This is a genomic window from Methylorubrum populi (assembly GCF_002355515.1).
In the GTDB taxonomy this organism is placed as follows: Bacteria; Pseudomonadota; Alphaproteobacteria; order Rhizobiales; family Beijerinckiaceae; genus Methylobacterium; species Methylobacterium populi_A.
Genome location: NZ_AP014809.1, coordinates 2,506,609 through 2,531,140, shown reverse-complemented (window position 1 = coordinate 2,531,140; position 24,532 = coordinate 2,506,609). Strand labels below are relative to the sequence as shown.

Annotated in this window: 22 protein-coding genes; 13 read left to right on the top strand and 9 right to left on the bottom strand. The window is 69.1% G+C overall.

The window, feature by feature from the left end; all coding sequences use genetic code 11:
* Window positions 1-32 precede the first annotated feature (32 nt).
* Window positions 33-1,025, bottom strand: a complete 993-nt coding sequence (locus tag MPPM_RS11645) for a glutathione S-transferase family protein (RefSeq protein ID WP_096485200.1) — start codon at window positions 1,023-1,025, stop codon at window positions 33-35.
* 183 nt (window positions 1,026-1,208) lie between these two features.
* Between MPPM_RS11645 and MPPM_RS11640 the strand changes: the two genes are divergently transcribed.
* Window positions 1,209-2,327: an NADH:flavin oxidoreductase/NADH oxidase gene (locus MPPM_RS11640; protein ID WP_096485199.1), complete on the top strand. Its 1,119-nt coding sequence runs from the start codon at window positions 1,209-1,211 to the stop codon at window positions 2,325-2,327.
* Window positions 2,328-2,473: 146 nt separating this feature from the next.
* Here the strand turns inward: MPPM_RS11640 and MPPM_RS11635 are convergent, their stop codons facing one another.
* Window positions 2,474-3,289, bottom strand: coding sequence for a phosphodiester glycosidase family protein (locus MPPM_RS11635; RefSeq protein ID WP_096485198.1), 816 nt, complete (start codon window positions 3,287-3,289; stop codon window positions 2,474-2,476).
* A gap of 229 nt (window positions 3,290-3,518) precedes the next feature.
* Here MPPM_RS11635 and MPPM_RS11630 point away from each other — a divergent pair, with 229 nt between their 5' ends.
* Complete coding sequence (locus tag MPPM_RS11630; protein ID WP_096485197.1) at window positions 3,519-4,055, top strand: hypothetical protein; 537 nt, start codon at window positions 3,519-3,521, stop codon at window positions 4,053-4,055.
* A 57-nt stretch (window positions 4,056-4,112) separates the two neighbouring features.
* Here MPPM_RS11630 and MPPM_RS11625 read toward each other — a convergent pair whose 3' ends face one another.
* On the bottom strand, window positions 4,113-4,520 hold the full coding sequence (locus MPPM_RS11625) for a DUF4174 domain-containing protein (RefSeq protein WP_096485196.1): 408 nt from the start codon (window positions 4,518-4,520) through the stop codon (window positions 4,113-4,115).
* 91 nt (window positions 4,521-4,611) lie between these two features.
* Here MPPM_RS11625 and curA point away from each other — a divergent pair, with 91 nt between their 5' ends.
* The 5 genes from curA (at window position 4,612) to panC (ending at window position 8,623) form a co-directional block, all read left to right on the top strand.
* Window positions 4,612-5,628, top strand: a complete 1,017-nt coding sequence (gene curA / locus MPPM_RS11620) for an NADPH-dependent curcumin/dihydrocurcumin reductase (RefSeq protein WP_096485195.1) — start codon at window positions 4,612-4,614, stop codon at window positions 5,626-5,628.
* Between the two features lie 204 nt (window positions 5,629-5,832).
* Complete coding sequence (ssb, locus tag MPPM_RS11615) at window positions 5,833-6,390, top strand: single-stranded DNA-binding protein (protein ID WP_096485194.1); 558 nt, start codon at window positions 5,833-5,835, stop codon at window positions 6,388-6,390.
* A 269-nt stretch (window positions 6,391-6,659) separates the two neighbouring features.
* The gene (locus MPPM_RS11610) at window positions 6,660-7,265 is read left to right on the top strand and encodes a helix-turn-helix domain-containing protein (RefSeq protein ID WP_096485193.1); all 606 of its coding nucleotides are present in this window, start codon (window positions 6,660-6,662) and stop codon (window positions 7,263-7,265) included.
* Between the two features lie 65 nt (window positions 7,266-7,330).
* Window positions 7,331-7,687 carry a hypothetical protein gene (locus MPPM_RS11605; RefSeq protein WP_096487814.1) on the top strand — a complete coding sequence of 119 codons (357 nt, stop codon included), beginning with the start codon at window positions 7,331-7,333 and terminating at the stop codon, window positions 7,685-7,687.
* A gap of 63 nt (window positions 7,688-7,750) precedes the next feature.
* Complete coding sequence (gene panC, locus MPPM_RS11600; protein ID WP_432419847.1) at window positions 7,751-8,623, top strand: pantoate--beta-alanine ligase; 873 nt, start codon at window positions 7,751-7,753, stop codon at window positions 8,621-8,623.
* A 70-nt stretch (window positions 8,624-8,693) separates the two neighbouring features.
* Here the strand turns inward: panC and MPPM_RS11595 are convergent, their stop codons facing one another.
* The 3 genes from MPPM_RS11595 to MPPM_RS11585 form a co-directional block, all read right to left on the bottom strand.
* Window positions 8,694-10,532 (bottom strand): NADPH-dependent assimilatory sulfite reductase hemoprotein subunit, encoded by a 1,839-nt coding sequence (locus tag MPPM_RS11595; RefSeq protein WP_096485191.1) that lies wholly within the window; start codon window positions 10,530-10,532, stop codon window positions 8,694-8,696.
* A gap of 268 nt (window positions 10,533-10,800) precedes the next feature.
* Window positions 10,801-12,576, bottom strand: a complete 1,776-nt coding sequence (locus MPPM_RS11590; protein ID WP_096485190.1) for a diflavin oxidoreductase — start codon at window positions 12,574-12,576, stop codon at window positions 10,801-10,803.
* 112 nt (window positions 12,577-12,688) lie between these two features.
* A complete protein-coding gene (locus MPPM_RS11585) occupies window positions 12,689-13,192 on the bottom strand; it encodes an Lrp/AsnC family transcriptional regulator (RefSeq protein ID WP_096485189.1) in 504 nt (167 codons plus the stop codon).
* Between the two features lie 247 nt (window positions 13,193-13,439).
* Between MPPM_RS11585 and MPPM_RS11580 the strand changes: the two genes are divergently transcribed.
* The 4 genes from MPPM_RS11580 (at window position 13,440) to MPPM_RS11565 (ending at window position 17,724) form a co-directional block, all read left to right on the top strand.
* Window positions 13,440-14,249, top strand: coding sequence for a phosphoadenylyl-sulfate reductase (locus MPPM_RS11580; RefSeq protein WP_096485188.1), 810 nt, complete (start codon window positions 13,440-13,442; stop codon window positions 14,247-14,249).
* On the top strand, window positions 14,249-15,178 hold the full coding sequence (gene cysD, locus MPPM_RS11575) for a sulfate adenylyltransferase subunit CysD (protein WP_096485187.1): 930 nt from the start codon (window positions 14,249-14,251) through the stop codon (window positions 15,176-15,178). Before MPPM_RS11580 ends, cysD begins: the two co-directional genes overlap by 1 nt.
* On the top strand, window positions 15,178-16,590 hold the full coding sequence (gene cysN, locus MPPM_RS11570; RefSeq protein ID WP_096485186.1) for a sulfate adenylyltransferase subunit CysN: 1,413 nt from the start codon (window positions 15,178-15,180) through the stop codon (window positions 16,588-16,590). Before cysD ends, cysN begins: the two co-directional genes overlap by 1 nt.
* Before the next feature lie 96 nt (window positions 16,591-16,686).
* Complete coding sequence (locus tag MPPM_RS11565) at window positions 16,687-17,724, top strand: alginate O-acetyltransferase AlgX-related protein (protein ID WP_096485185.1); 1,038 nt, start codon at window positions 16,687-16,689, stop codon at window positions 17,722-17,724.
* On the opposite strand, the gene MPPM_RS11560 is transcribed toward MPPM_RS11565, so the two are convergent.
* From MPPM_RS11560 to MPPM_RS11555, 3 genes are all read right to left on the bottom strand, one after another.
* Complete coding sequence (locus MPPM_RS11560) at window positions 17,639-18,508, bottom strand: YihY/virulence factor BrkB family protein (protein WP_244573569.1); 870 nt, start codon at window positions 18,506-18,508, stop codon at window positions 17,639-17,641. The two genes, MPPM_RS11565 and MPPM_RS11560, sit on opposite strands and share 86 nt — an antisense overlap.
* A 110-nt stretch (window positions 18,509-18,618) precedes the next feature.
* Window positions 18,619-18,873 carry a type IIL restriction-modification enzyme MmeI gene (locus tag MPPM_RS28690; RefSeq protein WP_197705073.1) on the bottom strand — a complete coding sequence of 85 codons (255 nt, stop codon included), beginning with the start codon at window positions 18,871-18,873 and terminating at the stop codon, window positions 18,619-18,621.
* A gap of 18 nt (window positions 18,874-18,891) precedes the next feature.
* Complete coding sequence (locus MPPM_RS11555; RefSeq protein WP_197705072.1) at window positions 18,892-21,579, bottom strand: class I SAM-dependent DNA methyltransferase; 2,688 nt, start codon at window positions 21,577-21,579, stop codon at window positions 18,892-18,894.
* 173 nt (window positions 21,580-21,752) lie between these two features.
* Here MPPM_RS11555 and MPPM_RS11550 point away from each other — a divergent pair, with 173 nt between their 5' ends.
* Both MPPM_RS11550 and MPPM_RS11545 read left to right on the top strand, forming a co-directional pair.
* A complete protein-coding gene (locus MPPM_RS11550) occupies window positions 21,753-22,643 on the top strand; it encodes a DMT family transporter (protein WP_096485183.1) in 891 nt (296 codons plus the stop codon).
* 170 nt (window positions 22,644-22,813) lie between these two features.
* Window positions 22,814-24,502, top strand: coding sequence for an acyl-CoA dehydrogenase family protein (locus MPPM_RS11545; RefSeq protein WP_096485182.1), 1,689 nt, complete (start codon window positions 22,814-22,816; stop codon window positions 24,500-24,502).
* Window positions 24,503-24,532 lie beyond the last annotated feature (30 nt).

The following is a 24,532-nucleotide window of genomic DNA, read 5'->3' as shown; positions in this document are numbered from 1 at the left end:
CGCGATGGATATTTCCTGCGGGGCGGCTGTGTTCAACCGGCAAAGCGCAGGGCGCGATCGTTGGGCGCATCGAAGTCGAGTTCGGGACCGAGCGGCACGATTCCCGTCGGGTTGATGCCCGGATGACTGCCGTAATAGTGGCGCTTGATCTGGTCGAGGTTCACCGTCTCCGCCACGCCCGGCAGGGCGTAGAGGTCACGCAGATAGTTCGACAGATTGGGGTAGTCGGCGATCCGCCGCCGGTTGCACTTGAAGTGCCCGACATAGACCGCATCGAACCGCACCAGGGTGGTGAACAGGCGGATGTCGGCCTCGGTCAGCGCCGATCCGCAGAGGTAGCGCTGCCGGTCGAGCCGGTCTTCGAGCGCGTCGAGTTCGGCGAACAGGGCGGTGAAGGCGTCCTCGTAGGCCTCTTGCGTAGTGGCGAAGCCCGCCTTGTAGACCCCGTTGTTGACCCGGTCGTAGACGCGCCCGTTGATCGCATCGATCTCGCCGCGAAGGGCCTCCGGGTAGAGGTCCGGCCCGGACGCGCCGAAGGCGCCGTTCAGCATCCGGATGATCTCGGCCGATTCGTTCGAGACGATGGTCCCGCGCCGCTTGTCCCACAGCACCGGCACGGTGACGCGTCCGGAATAGTCCGGCTTGGCGCGGACATAGATCTCGTAGAGCCGCTTGGCGCCGAACAGCGGATCGGCGGTCGAGCCCGGCACGCCGCCCTCCTCCTCGGCCTGAAAGACCCAGCCCTCCTCTCGCATGTACGGCGAGACCACCGAGACCGAGATCGCCTCCTCCAGACCTTTCAGCCGGCGCACGATCAGGGTGCGGTGGGCCCAGGGGCAGGCGAGCGCGACGATGAGGTGATAGCGCCCCGCCTCGCCCTCGAACCCGCCCTCGCCCGAGGGGCCGGGCGCACCGTCGGGCGTCACCCAGTTGCGGAAGGCGGCGGCCGAGCGCTCGAAGCGCCCGCCGGATTTGGAGGTGTCGTAGCCCTTGTCGTGCCACTCGCCCTCGACCAGCAACCCCATCCCGAACGGCCCTCATCGCGCTGCGCACGGGGTGAGATGGGGGAGCCGGCCGCCGGGGGAAGCCTGCACCCGGGATCTTGTGGTGGGATCTCGGGTGTCCCATGCGCGGTTCCGGGCTGGTGGCCGGGACCCGCCTGTCCCAGATAGGCCGCCAGTTGCCGACCCCGCTCCCGGAGCCCGCCGATGTCCGCCCGCCTGTTCGAGCCCCTGCGCCTGGACGACCTGGAGCTCGAAAACCGCATCATCATCGCGCCGATGTGTCAGTACTCGGCGCTGGCCGGCGCGGCGACCGACTGGCACCTGATGCATCTCGGCCAGCTCGCGCAGTCGGGCGCCGGCCTCCTCACCCTGGAGGCGACGGCGGTCTCGCCGGAGGCGCGGATCTCACCGGGCGACCTCGGCCTCTACGACGATGCCACCGAGCGGGCGCTGGCCCGCGTGCTCGACGCGGTGCGCGGCTACGCGCCGATCCCGGTGGCGATCCAGATCAACCATGCCGGCCCCAAGGCGTCGAGCCGTGCCCCCTGGGAGGGCGGCGCGCAGATCGCTCCGCAAGCCGCCGACGGCTGGCTCACCGAGGCACCCTCGGCGATTCCCCATGCGCAGGGCGAGGTGCCGCCGCACGCCCTCGACGCGGAGGGCCTGAAGCGGGTGCGCGACGGCTTCGTCGCCACGGCGCGGCGCGCCATGCGCCTCGGCATCGATGCGGTCGAGCTGCACGGCGCCCACGGCTATCTGCTGCACCAGTTCCTGTCGCCGCTCTCCAACCGCCGAGACGACCAGTACGGCGGCAGCCTGGAGAACCGCATGCGGTTCCCGCTCGAATGCTTCGAGGCGGTGCGCGAGGCCGTGCCGGCGGGCAAGCCGGTCTGGATGCGCGTCTCGGCGACAGACTGGGTCGAGGAGGGCTGGGACCTCGACCAGACGCTGGAACTCGCCCGCGCCCTCAAGAGCCGGGGCGCGGCGGCCATCCACGTCTCCACCGGCGGCCTGTCGACAGCGCAGAAGATCCCCGTGGGGCCCGGCTATCAGGTGCCCTTCGCCGAGCGGATCAAGGCGGAGACCGGGCTCACCACCATCGCCGTCGGCCTCATCACCGAGGCGCGGCAGGCCGAAAGCATTCTTGCCGAGGGCAAGGCCGATGCGGTCTCGCTCGCCCGCGCAATGCTCTACGATCCCCGCTGGCCCTGGCACGCCGCGGCCGAACTCGGGGCGCAGGTGCGGGCGCCGAAGCAGTACTGGCGCAGTCAGCCGCACCAGTACAAGGACCTGTTCAAGAGTGCCGCCTTCGGGCAGCGGTAACGCCCCCTCTCTGAGCCTCGACCCTCATCCCGAGCTGCGGAGCGAGAGCGGAGCCTCGAAGGATCCTCCAGGTCCCCTGCGATCCCTGGAGCCTTCTTCGAGGCCGCTTCGCGGCACCTGAGGATGAGGACGTGGATCGGAAGACGCTACTTCCCCACAGCCCCCACCAGCGGCCCGAGCGGGCGGCTGAGGTCGGACCGGCCGAGGCCCGGCGCGTAGAGACTCGACACGCTGCCGTCGAGGAACAGCGCGTTGCGGCAGCCGAGGCTGTCCTTGAACAGGCGGGCGAAGGCGCCGAAGGTCACCGGGCGCTCCGAAATCGCGAACACCGCCACGCGTCCGCCGTCGCGCACGCCGACGCCGTTGCGGATCTTCTGGCTCGGGCCGTCCGCCGAGATTTTTGGATGGATCTTGCCCTCGACCACCAGCATCGGCCCCGACTGCGTAGCGAAATTGGGCGCGGGCTTGGCGCGCAGGTAGCGGGCGGTGTCGAGCACCCCGGCGCGGTCGCCCTTCACGTAGAAGACGCCGTTCGGCTTGAGGTGGAAATTGCCCGGCCCGTTGGCGGTGGAGACGCTCTTCATCTCGCGCCCGTCCTCGACATAGAGCCCGACCGGGGCCTGACCCTTGTCGTACATGCCGGCATTCATGGCGAAGCTCAGGCCCCGGCCCTGCCGATCGGCGAGGCTCGACAGCGAGCCGTAGGGCAGCCCGTCCGCGCCGAGCCAGAACAGCCGCACGCGCTCCCGCCGCAGGTCGACGGTGCAGACGGTGTAGGGCTGCCCCTCGAACTCGACCCCCTGGCACGGCCCCTTCGCCGCGGCGGCGGCCGGTTGCGCCCGGACCGGCGCGGCAGCGGGCGGACCGAGGACGGCGACGAGCGCGGCGAAGACGGCGGGCACGAGGGCGGGCACGAGGGCGGGGACGAGGGCGGGGACGAGAACGGCGAGGCGGCGCGTCACGGGCGGGCGGTTCCTGTCTGGCGGCCGCCTGTCGGACGCAGGCTCGACCGTATGTGCCCTCCTCGCGCGAAAGCATGGCAGCATTCAAGCGGGCATCCTGACCGCATCGGCCCTCCTCCCGGCCGCGACGGTCTCGGGACCAGAGGTCGCAGGGACCGAATTTTCCCGTCGGGCGTTCACAGCGAACGGGGGGTTGGCGAAGTTCTCTCTCTCGGGTGGAGACGATCTGATGAAAAGGGTTGTTCTGGCCTCGGCTGCGATGGCCGGCGCGCTGATGATGATCCCAGCGACCGCCGATGCCCGTCCCGGCTTCGGCGGCGGTTTCCATGGTGGCGGCTTCGGCGGTGGCGGGTTCCGCGGCGGTGGTTTCGGCGGTCCCCGCTTCGGCGGTGGATTCGGCGGCTTCCGGGGCGGCGGCTTCGGTGGCCCGCGCTTCGGTGGCGGGTTCGCGGGCCGGGGCGGATTCTACCGCGGAGCCGGCTTCGGCGGCTGGCGTGGCGGCTATGGCGGCTGGCGCGGTGGTGGCTGGGGTTACCGGCGCGGTGTCGGCTGGGGCGGCGTCGGCCTCGGACTGGGCCTCGGCCTCGCTGCGGGCAGCCTCTACGGCGCCTACGGCTATCCCTACGGCTACGGCGGCTGGGGTGGTCCCTACGGCTACACGACCGTGGGTTACGACCCCTATTACAGCGGCGGCTGCTACACCGTCCCGCGCCTGACCTGGACGCCCTACGGCTACCGCCGCGTCCTGGTCGAGCGCTGCTACTGATCACGCGATCATCGGAGATGAGGAAGGGGCCGCTCGCGGCCCCTTCTCTTTGGCGGATCAGCGCCGCTTCGCCTCGTCCTGCCGCATCGGCATGGCATCGATGGTCGAGAACAGGCGCTGGGGCGGAATCGGCTCCTCCGACGTGAGCTTGGCGCCGCCGTCCTTGCCGACGAGGACGGCCCGGAAGGCGTCGCCCGGAAGGCCGAGACGGCGCCGCAGGGCCACCGCGTCAGGCCCCTGTCCCACCGCCTCGACGGTGACGAGGTCGCGCTCGGACGCGCCGGCCCGTGCCGAGGCGAGGGCCTGCCGCTGCACGGCGAGGCGGGAATCGCCGGCATCGCCCGCGGCCAGCACCAGCACCCGCGACTTCCAGCGGTAGACCGCCAGCGGATCGGTCCCCGCCGCTCCGGAGGGGCCAGCCAATGCCACCATCCCGATTGTCAGGGCCGCCATCCTCCACCCCATCCCCGATCTCCGCACATCGCTGCCTCGCATTGCCGGAACCAGCGCGCGACCCATCTGCCCGGTTCCGTCCTGAACAACGCCGGAGCGCTCCATGGCAGTCGTCAACCGTCGGATCGTGCTGGCCGCGCGCCCGCACGGTGAGCCGAAACCCGAACATTTCCGCTTCGAAGAGGGACGCACCCCGGTCCCCAAGGCGGGGGAGGTTCTGCTGCGGACCCGCTGGCTCTCCCTCGATCCCTACATGCGCGGGCGGATGAGCGCGGCAAAGTCCTACGCCAAGCCGGTCGAGATCGGCGAGACCATGGTCGGCCAGACGGTGAGCGAAGTGGTCGCCTCGGAGAACCCGGCCTTCGCCGAGGGCGATCTCGTGCTGAGCAACTCCGGCTGGCAAGAATTCGCGATCTCGGACGGGCGGGATCTGCGCCGTCTGGATCCTGCGGACGGGCCGCCGAGCCAGTTCCTCGGCATCCTCGGCATGCCCGGCATGACCGCCTATACCGGTCTCCTCGAGATCGGCCGCCCGCGCCCGGGCGAGACCGTCGTGGTGGCCGCCGCCGCCGGACCGGTCGGCTCTCTCGTCGGCCAAATCGCCCGCATCAAGGGCGCGCGGGCCGTCGGCATCGCCGGGGGCGCGGAGAAATGCGCCTATCTCACCGAGACGCTCGGCTTCGACGCGGCCGTCGATCACCGTGCCGGCGACTTCCCCGAGGCGCTGGCCCGTGCCTGCCCCGAGGGGATCGACGTGTATTTCGAGAATGTCGGCGGCGCCGTGTTCGACGCGGTGCTGCCGCTGCTCAACGACTTCGCGCGGGTCCCGGTCTGCGGCCTCGTCGCGGGCTACAATCTGAGCGAACTGCCCCCCGGCCCCGACCGCTCCCCGGTTCTGATGCGCGCCATCCTCACCAAGCGCCTGACCCTGCGCGGCTTCATCGTCTGGGATTTCGCCGCGATGCAGGACGACTTCCTGAGGGATGTCGGCGGCTGGCTCCGGGCCGGACGGGTCAAGGCGCGCGAGGACGTGGTGGAGGGCCTGGAGAATGCCCCGGCCGCCTTCGCCGGGATGCTCAAGGGCGCCAATTTCGGCAAGCTCGTGGTGAAAGTGGCCTGACGAAATTTCGGCTCCGACGGGCGCGACCGCGCTTGTCGGACGATTAGAACATAGATAGAACATTCACGATGGCCGCAGCACCCGGTGGTTAGCGTGCACAAGAGCCGCAGATGGCTTGCCCAGAGGGGGCGGCACGCTCAAGAGTCGCCGCCATCGCGGGCGTATCGAAATGCCCTGTGAGATCGGACCGGATGGAGAGATGAGATGGCGGGCAGCGTCAACAAGGTGATTCTGGTCGGCAATCTCGGGCGCGATCCCGAGACCCGGCGCCTGGCCTCGGGCGATCCCGTGGTCAACCTGCGAATCGCGACGTCGGAGTCCTGGAAGGACAAGATGTCCGGCGAGCGCAAGGAGAAGACCGAGTGGCACTCGGTCGTGATCTACAACGAGAACCTTGCCCGCGTGGCGGAGCAGTACCTGCGCAAGGGCTCGAAGGTCTACATCGAGGGCCAGCTCCAGACGCGGAAGTGGACCGACCAGTCGGGCGCCGAGAAGTACACCACCGAGGTGGTGCTGCAGCGCTTCCGCGGCGAGATGACGATTCTTGACGGGCGCGGCGGTGGCGGCGGCGACTTCGCGGGCGACGACGAGGGCGGCGGCCAGATCAGCCGCGGCGGCGACCGGGGTGGCGACCGCGGCGCCGGACGCGACGATTACGGCTCCAGCCGCTCCGGCGGCGGCGACCGCCGGCCCTCCTCGGGCGGTGGCGGCGGCGGTGGCGGCAAGCCGAACTACGACCTCGACGACGACATCCCGTTCTAGGATTTTTTTGGATCGACGGACGGCACGGTGAAGGGACCGGCGCGGACAGCGCCGGTCCCTTTTTCCGTCTCTTGAAGCCGCCGGTATCGGGACGAATGCGAGCCGGAACAGCAACTTGAGCCCTGGCTTTGCCGGTTTTCACCGTCCGAGATCAGGCGTCGGACCGACGACGACTTACGATTCTCAACAACTGTGCCCGGTGGCGTCCTCGAAATCCTGCGTCATAATGGTTTTCGCGCCGCAACGGCGAAAGGAGCAGTCCGGGATCCATGCTGAGCACAGCGTCGAACGCGCCCGTCGTCGAGGAGCGCCCCCTGGAGAAGGCGCTGGGCCATCAGGTGCGCCTGCTGCGGCGCGAGCGCGACCTGTCGGTAGCCGATCTCGGCAGCGCGGCCGGCATCTCGCCGGGCATGATCTCGAAGATCGAGAACGGCGCGATCTCGCCCTCGCTGGCCTCGATCAACGCCATCGCGTCGGCCCTCAACGTGCCAATCACCGCTCTCTTCGCCGCCTTCGAGGAGACCCGCGACTGCAGCCACGTGAAGCGCGGCCAGGGCGTGCCGATCGAGCGGCGCGGCACCAAGGTCGGGCATCTCTACGAGCTGCTCGGCGCCGGCATCCGCGGCGACGTGGTGGTGGAGCCCTACCTCATCACCCTGCAGGACGAGGCCGAGGCCTATACGAGCTTCCGCCATATCGGCACGGAATTCATCTACATGCTGACCGGCGAGGTGATCTATCACCATTCGGGCCAGGATTATCACCTGGAGCCGGGCGACGCGCTGATGTTCGACTCGAACGGCCTGCACGGCCCGGCCAAACTGCTCAAGACGCCGATGACCTATCTCTCGGTCATCGTCTATCCGCGGGCGTGAGCGGTAACGATCCATTCACCATGACCTGCGACGCATCGTCGGTGTGGGAGCGGGAGAGCGATGCGATGACGGGCGGTTGGCAGCGGGCCCTCGGCGCTCTCCTCGCCGTCGGTCTCCTCGGCTCGTCCGCCGCCGCCGCCGACCTGCCGCCGTTCGAGCCGGGTCCTGCCGCCGGTCCGCTCCCGGCGCCGCGCTTCTTCCCCCGCGGGGACGGGGATGCCCTGAGCGACGGGCCGCCCCGGCTTCGGCCGCGACGCCTCGTGGCTTGCGCACCGCGCATCGCCCCGGTGCCGACCAACGCGCCGGACGATCCGAGCTATGTCGGCTCGGAATATGGATTGGGCAAGCCGAGCTATTACGGCTTCCGCCCCGGCCTCGGCTACGACGACCCGTTCGATCGGCCCCTGCGCTACTGCCCTTGAGCCGGGGGTGAAACGCTGGCGTCCCGCGGCCGGGGGGCTTACCTGTGCGGCGCGTGTTTCCCGATGCCGAGCCGCCCGATGTCCGACACCACCCTCCGCTTCGACAATCTTGAGGCCCTGCGCGCGCGGGTCGATGCGTGGCGGCAGGGCGGCGACCGGATCGTGCTGGTGCCGACCATGGGTGCGCTGCACGCGGGCCACCTCGCCCTCGTGGCGCATGCCAAGGCGATCGGCCGGCGCGCCGTCGTCAGCATCTTCGTGAACCCGACTCAGTTCGGCCCGAACGAGGATTTTTCGCGCTATCCGCGCGACACCGAGGCCGACCTCGATCTGCTCTCGCGGGCCGGCACCGACGCGGCGTGGCTCCCCTCCGTCGAGACCATGTACCCGACGGGGTTCTCGACCCGGATCGAGCCCGGCCCGGCGGCGGAGGGCCTGTGCGGCGCGGTCCGGCCCGGCCATTTCTCCGGCGTCGCCACCGTGGTGACCAAGCTCATCAATCAGGTCCGGCCCGATCTGGCCCTGTTCGGCGAGAAGGATTTCCAGCAGTTGCAGGTGATCCGCTCGGTCGTCCGCGACCTCGATCTGGCGGTGACCATCGAGGGCGTGCCGACGCTCCGCGAGGCGGACGGCCTCGCCCTGTCCTCGCGCAACCGCTATCTCGACCCCCGCGAGCGCGAAATCGCGCCGCGCCTGCACGCGGTGCTCGCCGACATGGCCGGTCGCCTCGCCCGCGGCGCCGAGGCGGCTCCGCTCGTCGCGGAGGGCATCGCCGCGCTGGAGTCGGCGGGCTTCGGGCCGGTGCAATATCTGGAGGTGCGCGACGCGCAGACGCTGGCGCCCGTGGCCCGGGCCGAGCGCGAGGCGCGGGTGCTGGTGGCGGCCTATCTCGGCCGCACGCGGCTCATCGACAACGTGGCGGTGGTGCCGGCCTGAAGCGGCTCGACAAGGTTACGGCCGCGCACGGCCGGAGACTTCGCCCCGGCCGTGCGCGTGGAAAAAGCCGTCACGCCGCCCGCAGCGGACCCGTCCGCTCGTGGAAGTCCGGCCCGTTGCTCGTCTTGGCCACGAAGCCGGCGCGGATCACGAAATCGCCGAAATGCTCGCCCGGCTGCCGGTCCTTGGCGTAGGCGGCGAACAGCGGCTCCAGCGTGTCCTTGATCTCGCTGGCCAGCACATCTTCGCGGTAGAGCTTGCTCAGCCGGGAGCCGTCGAAGGCGGCGCCGAGATAGAGGTGGTAGCGCTCGGGGCCGCGGCCGACGAGGCCGATTTCCGAGATGAACGGCCGGGCGCAGCCATTGGGGCAGCCGGTCGAGCGGATCGTGATGGGCTCGTCCTGCAGCCCGTGGCGGGCGAGGCTCTCCTCCAACTCGGTGAGCAGGTCGGGCAGGTAGCGCTCGCTCTCGGCCAGCGCCAGCCCGCAGGTCGGCAGCGCCACGCAGGCGAGCGCGTTGCGGCGGATCGCCGAGGCGCCCCGGGTCAGGCCGTACTCGTCGACCAGCGCGTCGATCTCAGGCTTCTTGCCCGCCGGCACGTTGGCGATGATGACGTTCTGGTTGCCGGTGAGGCGGAAATCACCCTCGTGCACCTCGGCGATGCGGCGCAGGCCCGAGAGGAATTGCGGACCGCCGTCGATGTCCTTGATCCGGCCCGACGGCACGTAGAGCGTCAGGTGGTGGCGTCCGTCCTCGCCCTCGACCCAGCCGTAGCGGTCGCCGTTGTTCTCGAAGGTGAAGGGCTTGGGTTCGCCGAGCTTCTTGCCGATGCGCTTCTCGACCTCCGCCCGGAAGGCGTCGAGGCCGAACCGCTCGATCGTGTATTTGAGCCGGGCGTTCTTGCGGTTCTTGCGGTTGCCCCAGTCGCGCTGGACCGTCATCACCGCTTCGGCCGCCTTTAGCGCATCCTCGGGCTTCACGAAGCCGAGCACGTCGGCGGTGCGGGGGAAGGTGTCGGTCTCGCCATGGGTCATGCCCATGCCGCCGCCGACAGTCACGTTCCAGCCCGTCACCCGGTTCTTCTTGTCGAGGATGGCGATGAAGCCGAGATCGTGGGCGAAGATGTCGACCTCGTTCGAGGGCGGCACCGCGACCACGGTCTTGAACTTCCGCGGCAGGTAGGTCTTGCCGTAGATCGGCTCGATCTCCGCCTCATCCTCGCCGCCGACCACGCGCTCACCGTCGAGCCAGATCTCACGCCACGCGCCGGTCTTCGGCAGCAGGGTGTCGGAGATGTCCTTGGCGAGCTTGAGCGCGGCCTGGTGCGCGCCGGCCTGAGCCGGGTTTGTCGCCGCCATGACGTTGCGGTTGACGTCGCCGCAGGCCGCGATGGTGTCGAGCAGCGCCGAGTTGATCGCCGCCATGGTGCGCTTGAGGTTCGACTTGATCACGCCGTGATACTGGAACGTCTGGCGCGTGGTCGCGCGCAGGGCCCCGCCGGCATAGGTCGTGGCGATGTCGTCGAGGATCAGCCACTGCTTCGGCGTCACGACGCCGCCCGCGATGCGCAGGCGGATCATGAAGCTGTAGGCCTTCTCGAGCTTCTTCTTGGTGCGCTCCGCCCGGATGTCCCGGTCGTCCTGCATGTACATGCCGTGGAACTTGACGAGTTGGCCGTCGTCCTCAGAGATTGCGCCGGTGGCGTGCTTGAGGAGCCCGTCGGCCAAGCCCCCGCGCAGGTAGCGGCTAGCGATCTTCAGGTGCTCGTTATGCGCGAGCCCCGCGGCGCGCGCGGCCTCGGCCTCCGTGATCGGACGGTCGGTCGGCGGCGTCTCGTAGCGGTGCGCGCCGATGCCGGGCGTGTCCACGGCGGGGCCGTCAGGGGTGTCGATCGGCTTGTGGTCGTCCATGGCGGTGATCCGTTTCGCACTCAGCCCTCCCCCCTCTGCGGGGGAGGGTGGCCCTCGCGTCGGCGAGGGTCGGGAGAGGGGAGCGCCCTATCCGGAAAAGTTTCGACAGCACGGGCCGCGCCTTCCTCGGCGCCGTCGCGCTGCCCCTCTCCCGCCTCGCTGCGCTCGGCACCCTACCCCCAACCAAATCGGGCTTGCCCGATTTGGGCAACCCTATTGCAGACCTTGGGCAAGCCCAAGATCTGTCGGGGGGAGGGCTAGGTGAACTTCAGTAAACGTCCTGCTGGTAGCGCTTGGCCCGCTCCAGCGAGGCGACATGCGCCTCGGCATCGGCGCTGCTCAGGCCCTTCACGGTCTCGAAGGCCCGCACCACCGCGGCGCGCACGTCACGCGCCATGTTCTTGGCATCACCGCAGACGTAGAAATGGGCGCCGCCGTCGAGCCACGCCACCACCTCGGCGGCGTTCTGGTCGATCCGGTCCTGCACGTAGACCTTCTCCGGCTGGTCGCGGGAGAAGGCCACGTCGATCTTGGCGAGCGAGCCGTCCTCCAGCGCGTCCTGCCATTCGAGCTGGTACAGGAAGTCGTGGGTGAAGTGGCGGTCGCCGAAGAACAGCCACGAGCGGCCGGGTGCCTCGGTGGCGCGGCGCTCCTGCACGAAGGCGCGGAACGGGGCGACGCCGGTGCCGGGGCCGACCATGATGATGTCGGTGGAGCCGTCCGAGGGCAGGCGGAAGTGCTTGTTCGGCTTCACCCGCACCCGCAGCTTGGCGCCGTTCTTGATGCGGTCGGCCACATGCACCGAGGCGACGCCGGACCGGGCGCGGCCGTGGGTCTCGTAGCGCACGGCGGCGATGGTGAGGTGGACCTCGTCGCCGACTTCCTTGCGCGACGAGGCGATGGAATAGGCCCGCGGCGGCAGCGGCCGGGTCACGGTGTTGAGATGCTCGGCGGTCAGCTCGGCGGGGAAGCGCTCGATCAGGTCGATCAGGTGCCGGCCCTCGATCCAGGCCTTCACCTCGCCGCTCTCCGCGAATGCTTTCGCGTCCGCATGGCCCGTGGCCTTGGCGAAGCGCTCGACCGTGGTGGACGACAGCGTGGTGATGTCGCGCTCGGCGAGCAGGGCCCGGCGCAGGCCCTCGTCACCGGACAGCCCTGTCGCGCGCAGGATCTCGTCCACGAGCTGCGGGTCGTTCTCCGGAAAGATCTCCAGCGAATCGCCTGGCTCGTAGGCCGGCGCCCCGTCCTCGAATTCGAGGGCGAGGTGGATCGTCTCCTTGTCGGAGCGCGAGGAGTTGAGGTTCACGTGGTCGATCACCTCGACCACCACCGGCTCGCGGCTGACCTCGGCGTCCTCATCCTCGCTGCCGGCGCGGAAATCGACCGCCACGACGTTGTCGCTCGGGGCCTCGGCCGGGGCCAGCGCCTTCAGCGCGCCCTTGATCCAGTCGGCCGCCGGCTTCTCGAAATCGAGGTCGAGATCGGCACGGTCATAGGCGCGCTTGGCGCCGAGCGCCTCGAAGCGGGCATCGAGCGCCTTTCCGATCGCGCAGAACTCCGCGTAGCTCGTATCGCCGAGCGCCAGCACGCCGAACTGCACGCCCTCCAGCCGCGGCGCCGCATCGCCCATCAGCTCGCCATAGGCGCGCACCGCGCGGGCCGGCGGCTCGCCCTCGCCCCAGGTCGCGGCGATGGCGATGACCTTGCCGGCCTTCGGCAGCGTGGCGAGGTCGAGGTCTGCGAAATCGACGACCTTCGGCTTGAAGCCCTGCTTGCGCGCGAGCTTGCCCACGTCGCTCGCGAGCTTTTCCGAGTTGCCCGATTCGGACGCGAACAGGATCGTCAGCGGCTCGGCGGCCTTGGGGGGCGCGATGGGGGCGGGCGCCGCCGCGGCCGGCTGGCCGGACGCCGCGTCGAGCCCGGCGAGGAAGCCGGTCAGCCACGCGCGCTGGATCGGCGTCGCCGCGCCGAGCGCCGCGTCGAGATGAGCCCGTTCCTGGTCTCCGAACGGAGCCGTGCGGGGGAGGAGTGCTTGCCTGGACATCGTGGGTGCCATGTCGTCCGCCGGAGCGCCGCTGTCAACGTCGAAACGTCCGTTTTAAAGAACGCCCCGCAGAGAGAAGAGATTGTTCGTTGTTGCGTCGCAAAAAAGAAAATTATTCCCCAACCACCGAGAGCCTCGGCTCGGAGCGCCCCCGTGGCGGGGGGACCGGCAGCGGTAGGGCGGTGGTCGACTTCACCTTCTCCATGGCGAAGCGCGAGGTCACATTCTTGAGAGGAAGCGTCGCGATCAGGTTCTTATAGAAGGTGTCGTAGGCCGCCATGTCGGCCACGACGACGCGCAGCATGTAGTCGACGTCGCCGGCCATCCGGTAGAATTCGAGCACTTCCGGCATGGCCGAGATTCGGTCGGCGAATTGCTCGAGCCAGTCCTTGGAATGGTCGGCGGTCTCGATGGAGACAAAGACGGTGAGGCCAAGGCCGAGCTTGACCGGATCGAGCACGGCCACGCGTCGGTCGATCACGCCGTCGGCCTCAAGGCGCTGGATCCGCTTCCAGCAGGGCGTCTGCGACAGCCCGACCTGCTCGCCGATGGCGGCGATGGAGAGCGTGGCATCCTTCTGCAGGAGCGCGAGGATCTTCAGGTCGATCGAGTCCAAGGGGCCTCTCCGAAGCTGGTGGCGAGGATGCGCTCGTGGGCGGCTTCCGAAGCGCCGCGACAGGCCAGTTCTGGCGCCGCACTGAGAAGATTCTTTTCTAGTCGGGCAACGATCCGCCGCGGCAACCGTTGCCGTGCCATTCGCGCCGCAGCGGTGAATTGCGTTCGCGGCGGGCCCTACGCCTTGACAGCGTTCGTTATAGCGAACATCTCAGAACTCCGACAAGCAGGCAACCGAATTTACGCACATGACCGCTGCCCTCGTCCGGGCGGCCGGGGACCTCGCCGGGGAGATGGCGGGGCTGGACCTCCGGGGGCGCATCCGCCTCGTCGAGGACCGCATCCCGGGCCGGCTCGTCTTCACAACCAGCCTCGGCATCGAGGATCAGGCGCTCACGCATGCGCTCGCCCTGAACAAGGGCCGCACGGAGATCGTCACGCTCGATACCGGCCGGCTCTTCCCCGAGACCTACGACGTCTGGACCGAGACGGAGGCCGCCTACGGCATCCGCATCCGCGCCTACGCGCCCGAGCGTGTTTCGGAAGAAGAGTTCGTCGCGCGCGAGGGCATCAACGGCTTTCGCCACTCGGTCGCCGCGCGGCAGGCCTGCTGCGGCTTCCGCAAGGTCGAGCCGCTGGGCCGGGCGCTGGAGGGCGCGGCGGCGTGGTTCACCGGCCTGCGCGCCGGGCAATCCGCCAACCGGGCCGACACGCCGCTGGCCGAGGCCGACGAGGGCCGCGGCCTGATCAAGGTCAACCCGCTCGCCGACTGGTCGCGCGCCGACGTCGATCGCTTCGTGCGCGACAACTTCATCCCCTACAACACCCTGCACGACCGCGGCTTCCCCTCGATCGGCTGCGCCCCCTGCACCCGCGCCGTGAAGATCGGCGAGGACGAGCGGGCGGGCCGCTGGTGGTGGGAGCAGGAATCCAAGAAGGAATGCGGCCTGCATCTGCACAGGCCCGAAAGCGACGTGGCGCCCGGTCAGGAAGCCGCCGCTTTCGAGGAGCCGGCGAGCGCCGCCACCTTACGCGAACACAGAAGGGAACTGGTCTGATGAGCGCCGCCGTCGCCGCGCCCGCGCGCACCCGCCTGACGCATCTCCAGCGCCTGGAGGCCGAGAGCATCCACATCTTCCGCGAGGCGGTCGCCGAGGCCGAGAACCCGGTGATGCTCTACTCGATCGGCAAGGATTCGTCGGTGCTGCTGCATCTGGCGCTGAAGGCCTTCGCGCCGGGGCGCCTGCCGTTTCCCCTGATGCACATCGACACGACCTGGAAGTTCCGCGAGATGATCGCCTTCCGCGACCGGCGCGCGAAGGAACTCGGCCTCGAACTCATCGTGCACACGAACCAGGAGGGTCTCGCCAAGGGCATCGGCCCGGTGAGCCACGGCTCGGAAGTGCATACCGACGTGATGAAGACGCAGGCCCTGCGTCAGGCGCTCGACAAGCACAAGTTCGACGTGGCCTTCGGCGGCGCCCGCCGCGACGAGGAGGCGTCTCGCGCCAAGGAGCGCATCGTCAGCTTGCGCAACGCGCAGCACCGCTGGGATCCCAAGCGCCAGCGCGCCGAGCCGTGGCACCTCTACAATTTCAAGAAGCGGCGCGGCGAGAGTTTTCGCGTGTTCCCGCTGTCCAATTGGACCGAGTTGGATATCTGGCTCTACATCGAGCAGGAAAACATTCCGATCGTCCCGCTCTACTTCGCCGCCGAGCGGCCGGTGGTGGAGCGCGATGGCCAGCTGATCATGGTGGACGACGAGCGGCTGCCGCTCGAAGCCGGTGAGACGCCGGAACTGCGGAAAGTTCGGTTCCGCACGCTCGGCTGCTACCCGCTGACCGGCGCGGTCGAGAGCCCGGCCGCGACCCTGCCGGAGATCATCGGCGAGACGCTCGCCGCCCGCACCTCGGAGCGCCAGGGCCGGGTCATCGACAAGGACGGCGCCGGCGCCATGGAGCGCAAGAAGCAGGAGGGCTACTTCTGATGACGATCCATCAGTCTCCGGAAGCGTTCGGCTACGAAGCCTTCCTGCGCAAGCATCAGTCCAAGGAAGTGCTGCGCTTCATCACCTGCGGCTCCGTCGATGACGGCAAGTCCACCCTGATCGGGCGGCTCCTGCACGACACCAAGCAGATCTTCGACGATCAGGTGACGGCGCTGCAGCGCGATTCGCGCAAGCACGGCACGCAGGGGGCCGAGGTCGATCTCGCCCTGCTGGTCGACGGGCTCCAGGCCGAGCGCGAGCAGGGCATCACCATCGACGTCGCCTATCGCTTCTTCTCGACCGACCGGCGCTCCTTCATCGTCGCCGATACCCCCGGCCACGAGCAGTATACCCGCAACATGGCGACCGGCGCCTCGACCGCCGACGTCGCCGTGATCCTGGTAGACGCCCGCCACGGGCTGACCCGCCAGACCCGGCGCCACGCGCTGCTGGTCTCGCTGCTCGGCATCCACCGGGTCGCGCTCGCCATCAACAAGATGGATCTCGTCGGCTGGTCGCAGGACAAGTTCGAGGCGATCCTCTCGGGCTTCCAGGCATTTGCCGCGCCGCTGAACTTTTCCGAGGTGCGGGCGATCCCGCTCTCGGCCAAGAACGGCGACAACGTCGTGCTGCCGGGCACCGCCGCGACCTGGTACGACGGCGTTCCGCTGCTGCGCTACCTCGAAGAGGTGCCGGTTAAGTCGGAGGAGCGCGCCGCCGCCTTCCGCATGCCGGTGCAGTGGGTGAACCGCCCGAATTCCGACTTCCGCGGCTTTTCGGGGCTGATCGCGAGCGGTTCGGTGGCGCCGGGCGACGCCGTCACCGTCGCGCCCTCGGGCAAGACCTCGACCATCGCCCGCATCTTCACCGCCGATGGCGATCTGGAGCGGGCGAGCGAGGGACAGTCGGTGACGCTGGTGCTCGCCGACGAGGTCGACGCCTCCCGCGGCGCGGTGATCGCGACTTCGGACGCGCCGCTGACGCTGACCGACAGCCTCGACGTGCGCCTGTTCTGGGCCGCCGAATCCGATCTCGTCCCCGGCGCCAGCCTGTGGGCCAAGGTCGGCACGCAGACGGTCAACGCCGTGGTGAAGGCGGTCCACCGCCGGATCGACCCGGAGACCGGGCAGGCCGGCCCGGCCGACAAGCTCGCGGTCAACGATATCGGCGACGTGACCCTGACCCTCGACCGTCAGATCGCCGTCGATCCGTATGTCGAGAACCGCGACACCGGCAGCCTGATCCTGATCGACCGCGAGACCACGGACACGGCGGCGCTCGGCCTGGTCCAGACCGTCGTTGCCGCACCCAAGGCTTCCGCCCCGGCGCCGACGGCGTCCGAGACGAAGGCGCAGGAGCCCGCCCGCAGCGGCGGCCTGCTCGCCGGCCTCAAGCGGCTGTTCGGCGGATAGGTCACGCACCGGCAGATCCCTCCCCCTTCCGCGGGCCCCCTCCCCCGCAGAGGGGGAGGGTTTGGCGGCGGCCGTCCGCCCCGCTAGAACCACCCCATGATCTCCGCCCCCGACCCGGCCGCTGATGTGTACGAGGGCCGGGACGGCTGGCTGTTCCTGATCCGCGGCAACAACCGAGTGCTGGAGCAATACGGCCGGCCGGGCGTCTCCCGGGCGACGCTGTGGCGCTGGCGGCGGATGATCGAGACGCGGGTGCGGCGCTGTGCCCGGCTCGGCGCGACCTACCTCCACGCCCTCGCCCCGGAAAAGCTCACCGTCCATCCCGAACGCGCGGAAGAGCTCGTCTTCGATCCGGCCCGCGCCCCGGCCCTGCGGCTCGCCCGCTGGCTCACTGCCTCGCCCGGCGCCCGCGCCTGGGTCGATCTCGCGGGCGCGTTCCGGGCGGCGAAGGACGGCCCACCGCTCTATCTGCGCACCGACACCCACTGGACGTTTGAGGGCTGCGTTCTCGCCTACCGCACCGTCGTGGCGCGGATGGGCGTCCGCCCGCGGGACGACATCGAGGCCCGGCGGGACCGCACCGCCCTCCCCTTCTCGGGCGATCTCGGCCGCAAGTTCGCCCCCCATCGCGCGGAGCTCGCGGAGGGCACGGCATTCGCGAGCCGGGCCCGGCGCGTCCACGCCAACGATCTCCTGCGGGAGATGGAGGCCCTCGGGCGCGGCGGCGATGCTCATCTCGGCACGCACGCGGTGTTCCGCAACGACGACCCGAAGGCCGACCCGCGCCGCCTCGTGATCTTCGGCGATTCCTACGCCCAGCACACCGCCCACAGCCCGGTCGCGACGCTGACCGCGCTCTTCGCCGACACCTTCCGCGAGGTGCATTTCCTGTGGTCGACGGGAATCGACTGGCGCTATCTCGAAGAGGTCCGGCCCGATTTCGTCCTCGGCGAGATGGCCGAGCGCTTCGTGATCGACCTGCCGCCCCCGAACATCCGGATCGAGCGGCTCGCGGAACTCGCCCGCGAGCGCAAGCTGATGGGCGAGATCACGGCAGCGGGTTCGCCACCCGCGCCGCTTCCGCCTGACGCGCCCGCATCCGCGCCTGAAGCCGCTGACGCCGCGCCGCGATGATCGTGCCGTTGATCTCGCCGCCGAACAGAAACATCGCCGCGAGCCAGTAGAGGAACACCAGGAAGATCATCGCGGTCGCGAGGCCGCCATAGGTGGAGGCGTAGGCGTTCGAGAACCGGTCGAGGTAGAAGCCGAAGCCGAGGCCGGCGAGGAACCACAGGCCGAGCGTCACGGCGATGCCCGGCAGCACCGACAGGACCGGGCGCCGCCCGGCGGCGACGAATTTGTGGGCGATCACGAGAACGAGCGCGATCAGGAAGGCGGTGACGCCGATCCGGCCGATGGCGACGGTGAGGCCCAGCGGCTCCAGCCCCGGCGCCACGAAGACGAGCTGGCGCCAGATCAGCGGCCCCAGCACCACGAGCAGCGCGAAGGCCAGCATCGCGAAGGCACCGCAGACCACGTAGCCGATCGATTCGAGCCGGGTGAGCCACCAGGGCCGCATCTCGCGGATGCCGTAGGCTCGGTTGAGCCCGACCCGGAGCGACTCGACGCCGGAGGACGAGAAGTAGAGCGCGAGCAGCGCACCGAGCGTCAGCACGCCGCCGCGCTGCTCGGTGAGCAGGCGGTGCACCTCGCCGACGATGGGCTTGGCCACCTCCCGCGGCACGGCGTCGAAGATCAGCGTGCCGGCCTCGTCCGCCAGCGACTTGGTGCCGATCAGGCCGGCGAGCGCCGCGAGCAGGATCAGGAACGGAAACAGCGAGGTCAGCATCGACAGCGCGATGTGGCTCGCGATCGCCCAGCCGTCATGGGCGACGAAGCGCTGCGCGGCCAGCCCCATCACGTCGAGGATCTTTTTGAGGCGGCTCAAGGCGACGGGTTCCGCGACACGCTGAGAAGATTCGTCCGCGACATACGGGCCCCGGCCGCCGGGTCAACGCAGGACAGCCCTCATCGGCCCGCCGCCGCGCGCTCCTGATTCAACGCGAACAGCCGCGCCAGGATCTCGTCATCCGACAGGTCCGCCGGCCAGCCGTAGGCGGCGGCCACCGCCGCGTCGAGCGCCCGGTGGGCGTTGTCGAGCCAGGTCGGACGCTCGTTGTAGAGGTTGGTCAGCGTGCGCTTCTTGAGAACCGCCGCGGCGGCCGCGTCCTTCGGCAGGATTCGGTCGGGGTAGCCGGGCACGACCTCCGGCTCGATCCGCACGAGATCGGGCGGGTTGAGCTAGTTTTCGCGCAGCCGGTTCAGCTCCACCGCTGCCGCTGCAATTTTCTGCGCGCGTGGATCGTCGGCGTAATCTGCGGCCGGGATGTTCGGAGTGAGCCCCTCCGGGAAGGGGAAAGTTTCGAAGGTAGTCGATGGTGTATAGGTCGGATCATTTCCAGCACCTATCCACGCACCCGAGCGAAGAGACCACTTTTCATGAAACGATGAAGAAAGAATCCCCATAGTTATATCATCATCTCTCGCAATAGCTATAATTAGATTGTCCGGCAATATCTTCGACGGAAGCCAAACAAATACCCGTTGCCGTGCCACTTTAGGGGTGGCGATGTATCTTTCAATCCCGTTTAATTTTCTTCGGAATCCAGGCCTGACCTCACTGAAAAGCCACCAATTTTGTCTATATAGATCTCTTCGATTTTTAGATCTCTGCGGATAAACATAGTTTCTGACGTATTGGAACGGCTCTTCAAAAAGCGCAGCATCGGCCTCGCTTATACCTGTAAAATCTATGACCCACCCTGCTTCTTTTTTCCTAACAATATCGCCACCGCTCATAATGGGAGCAAGGACAGCTTGATTCTTTTTTCCATTGGGATTGGCGGGCAAAACTAGCCATGCCCGTGCCTTGTCAGCGTCGACTTCGAAATCAGCACCTTTTGTTATACCCTGAAAAGCTATCTGTGTATTTTCAACAAGCTTCTGCGCGCGAGCAATATTCACTTCATTGGTAAGATCAGGATTGATTGTCCTAACGATCTTGCCGTTGAGGCGACATTCCGAGAAGGCATCTCCAAACCCGATCATCGACACGCGCACGGCAGCGCCTTCGAGCGCCCATGGCTCGTCGGCCCAGGCTTCCCGCAGGGCGCCCGCATCCGCCACCGGCTCCAGCACCCGCCGGCTGGCGCCACCCCGAATCGAGTTGGTCGTCACCAGCCCGGCGCGGCGGCTGTACCCCGCGCCGATGGCCCGCCACGCCTTCTCCACCCAGTAGCAGACGAAATCCGCCTCCGCCGGCACGCGACCGCGATAGGTCTTGAACAGCCGCTCGACGGTCTCGTCGCCGAGGCCGTCGCGCAGCCGCTTGCCGCCGAGGAAGGGCGGATTGCCGACGATGACGTCCGCCTCGGGCCATACCGCCTCGCTGCCATCCGGGTTCAGCAGGGCGTCGCGGCACTCGATCGTGTCGAGGCTGTGCAGGATCGGCTCGGGCGGGTTGGTGTAGCCGTTGCGGCGCTCCCATTGCAGGTTGCCGATCCACAGCGTCACGCGGGCGAGCTCGGCGGCGTAGGCCTCGATCTCGATGCCGCGCACGGCGTCGAGACCGACCCGGGGCCGCGCCTGCGGCACGCCGAGGCGGTCGGCGTCGAGGAGGGCGCGCAGCTCGATGTCGCGCAGGGCGTGCAGCGCCACGTAGAGGAAGTTGCCCGAGCCGCAGGCGGGGTCGAGCACGCGGAAGGTCGCGAGCCGATCGACGAACCGGTCGCGGATCGCCGTCGCCTCGTTCAGGGCGAGCGTCCGGCGCCGGGCGATGGTCGCGAGCTGCTTGCGGCGGCCCGCCTCACCGGCCCGGTAGGCCGCGGCATCCTCCGCCAAAGCCGCCGCTGCCTGCTCCTGCACCGCCTTGCGCTCGTCATCCGCCGCCGCGATGGCCTCGGCCTGCTCGCGGATCGCTGCCAGGGCCGTCGCCCATTCCGCCGCGAGCGGGCGGATGATCACCGGCTCGACGATCTTCAGGATCTTGTCGCGGTCGGTGTAGTGCGCGCCGAGCGCCGCGCGGCGCCCGGTCGTGTTGAGCGCGGCCTCGAACATCGTGCCGAACACCGCCGGATCGATGTTCGACCAGTCGTGCTCGCGGGCGGTGCGGGCGATCAGTTCAAGATCCTGCCGCTCCAGGGGGAGTGCGGGCACCGCATCGAACAGGCCGCCGTTGAACCACGCGATGACATCGGCGCCGAAGAAGCCGCCCTCCCGCATCTTGGCGAACAGCTCGTCGAACTGAGCCGCCGCCTTGGCGGGCTGGTGGTACTGCACCCGCGATAGGGCGAGCACCATGCGGGTGAACAGCTCCTTGGGCAGCAGCTCGGCATCCTCGGCGAACATGCAGAAGATGACCCGGTTGAGGAAATGCGCGACCGCCTGGGGCGCGTGCCCACGCTCCTGTAAGCGCTTGCCGAGATCGCCGAAGCGCTCGGCGACCTTGGCGGTCAACTCCTGCGGGCTCAAGCCCGGTTTCAGAGCGTCCGAGCCGCGGAAGACCTGCCGCAGCTGTTCGAGCTTGGCCGGTTCGCGCAGATCGTCGAAGGTGTAGGTGAGGATGCGCCGGACCGTGTTCGTCCAGTTGGTGTGGACGATGATCCGCTCCATGTCGGAGACGACGAGGTAGGGCGGGTTCTCAAGGTCGGGCGCGTAGATCTGGAGCTGGCGCAGGGCCGCGTTCAGATCCTTGTGCTTGCCCTTGTATTCCCAGCCGAAGCAGCCGCGCTTCCACACATCGGCCCAGCCATCGCCGCCACCGACCTTCGTCGCACCGCGCTCGAAGCAGTAGCTCCGTCCGGTCGGGTCGGCCTTGGCGGGGGTCGGCTCGCCGAGCAGCGCGCACAGGTCGTTGAAATGGGTCTGAGCACCCTGCCGCTCCCGCAGCTCGCTGCGGCTCCACGTCTCAATGAAGGCGGCGGGGGTCATCCGGATCCGGGCACTTTCTCGCTGACAGACAGCCAGATGAACGGGAATGCGTTGACGGGCCGTTTACCCCGATCGCGGCTTCGGCGCCGGGGAGCGGCCCAACATGGGGGCATGGCCGCCCTCAGCTTTTCCCGATTGTCACGGGACCGGCCGCGTGCTGCCTGCCGGGCGCCATGTCGAGCCTTCTCTCCAGCCTGATCCCCGCCGCCTTCGTGCTGATCTGGGCGAGCGGTTTCGTCGCCGCGCGCTACGTGGCGCCCTACGCCGAGCCGCTGGCCTTCGTCGCGGTCCGCCTCGCCCTGGTGGCGCTCGTGCTGGCGGGCCTCGCGTTCGCCCTCCGCGCGCGCTGGCCCCGGACGGGCGCCGCCTGGCGCGACGGCATGATCGCGGGCGTGCTGATGCAGGGCATCTACGTGGCTGGCGTGTTCTGGTCGGTGCATCGCGGCCTGCCCGCCGGCATCGCGGCGCTGGTGGGCAGCCTCCAGCCGCTGCTGACGGCGGCCGTGTCGCAGCCGCTGCTCGGCGAGCGGGTCGGGCCGAGGCGCTGGGCCGGGATCGGGCTCGGCTTCCTCGGGGCGGGGCTGGTGCTCGGGCCGAAGCTCGGCGCGGTTGATGCCGCCGGCATCCCGCCCATCGCCCTCCTCGTCTCGCTCGCCGCCATGCTGGCGATGACCGCCGGCACGCTGTGGCAGAAGCGGCGTGGCGCCGGCACCGACCTCGTCACCAATGCCTGCCTGCAATTCGTCGGCGGCACCGCTTTCGCGGTCCCGCTCGCGCTCGTCGCCGGCGAGACGCAGCTCAGCCCGAGCCTGCCCCTCGGCCTCGGCATGGCGTGGTCGGTCCTCGTGAACTCGGTCGGCGGCATTCTGCTGCTGCTGGCGCTGATCCGGCGCGGGGCCGTGGCCGGCGTCGCCTCGCTGCTGTTCCTCGTACCGCCCGTGTCGGCGGTGATCGCCTACGTCATGTTCGGTGAGACGCTGACGGCGATGCAGGTCGCCGGCATGGCGGTCGCCGCCGGTGGCGTCGGCCTGGCGAGCGGTCCTCAACCCCGTCCAACACGGTGAACCGTATGATGAATTCAGCCTAAAGACGGGGGATGCGGCGATGAGAAACCACTATTGTGCCGGCGATCCTGTCTATAAAGAAACCCACCATCCATCTTCCTAGAAGTCCCGCTCTGTCACACCGGAACGCCATCCACTTCGGCTCAGAGCGCCCGAGAAGAGAGTTCGCCATGGCAGCATCTCCCGCGATCCAGCCCGCCAACGACCCGAGCGATTTCGTCGCCCTGGCCAAGGACGCCGCCGCGGGCGCCAAGGCCCTCGTCGCCGAGGCGACCGCCCGCGTGAAGGCGCGGGTGACGGGTCCCGAGGGCAAGCTCGATGCGGGCGCGCTGGAGCGCGAGCAGCACGCCGCCCACGGCCTGTCCTGGCTCGCCACCTACGGCGAGGCTGTGCGCGAGCTCGCCGACTACGCCGAGCGCCTCCAGGGCGAGGGCATGTTCGGCGAGACCGAGGCGCTGCTCGTGAAGATCGGCGTCGGCGAGTATCTCGACCAGATGTTCGGCGGCATCCCGATGAGCCAGGGCGAGATCGTGCGCCCGACGGCGCTCGGCTTCACCGCGGCCGAACTCGCCGCCCTGCGCACGCCGGCCATCGACGCGGCGATCGCCGAGGGCAACACGCCGGCCAACCGCGCGGCGCTGGTGGCCAAGATCCGCGAGGCCACGACCTCGGGTGCGGCCACGATCGGCGTCTCGGGCCTCGACGAGGACATGGAGGCGATCCGCTCCGAGATGCGCCGCTTCGGCAAGGCCGAAGTGGTGGAGCAGGCCCAGGAGTGGCACCGCGAGAACGCCTACATCCCGATGGCGATCATCGAGAAGATGGCCGAACTCGGCGTGTTCGGCCTCACCATCCCCGAGGAATACGGCGGCATGGGCATGCCCAAGGCCGCGATGTGCGTGGTCTCGGAGGAATTGTCCCGCGCCTATATCGGCGTCGGCTCGCTCGGCACCCGCTCCGAGATCGCCGCCGAGCTGATCCTGTGCGGCGGCACCGAGGAGCAGAAGCAACGCTTCCTGCCGCGCATCGCGTCGGGCGAGATCCTGCCGACCGCCGTCTTCACCGAGCCGAACACCGGCTCCGACCTCGCCTCGCTCCGCACCAAGGCGGTGAAGGAGGGCGACGTCTGGAAGATCACGGGCAACAAGACCTGGATCACCCACCCCGTGCGCGCCGACATCATGACGGTCCTCGTGCGCACCAAGCCGGAGGAGAAGGGCCACCGCGGCCTCTCCATGCTGATCGCCGAGAAGCCGCGCGGCTCGGACGAGAACCCCTTCCCCGTCGACGGCCTGTCCGGCGGCGAGATCGAGGTGCTCGGCTATCGCGGCATGAAGGAGTACGAACTCTCCTTCGAGGGCTTCTCCGTGCCCGCCGGCAACCTGCTCGGCGAGGTCGAGGGCAAGGGCTTCGCCCAACTGATGCAGACCTTCGAATCGGCCCGCATCCAGACCGCCGCGCGTGCCATCGGCGTGGCGCAGTCGGCCCTCGATATCGGCCTGCGCTACGCCGAGGAGCGGGTGCAGTTCGGCAAGGCGCTGGTCGAGTTCCCGCGCGTGGCCGACAAGCTCGCGATGATGGCGGTGGAGATCAATATCGCCCGCCAGCTCACCTACTTCTCCGCCCGCGAGAAGGACGAGGGCAAGCGCTGCGACCTCGAGGCCGGCATGGCGAAGCTGCTCGGCGCCCGCGTCGCCTGGGCGGCGGCCGACAACGCCCTGCAGATCCACGGCGGCAACGGCTTCGCGCTGGAATACCCGATCAGCCGCGTGCTGTGCGACGCGCGCATCCTCTCGATCTTCGAGGGTGCCGCCGAGATCCAGGCCCAGGTCATCGCCCGGCGCCTGCTGGAGCAGTGACGGAGACTTGATCCGACCGCGACCGGCGCT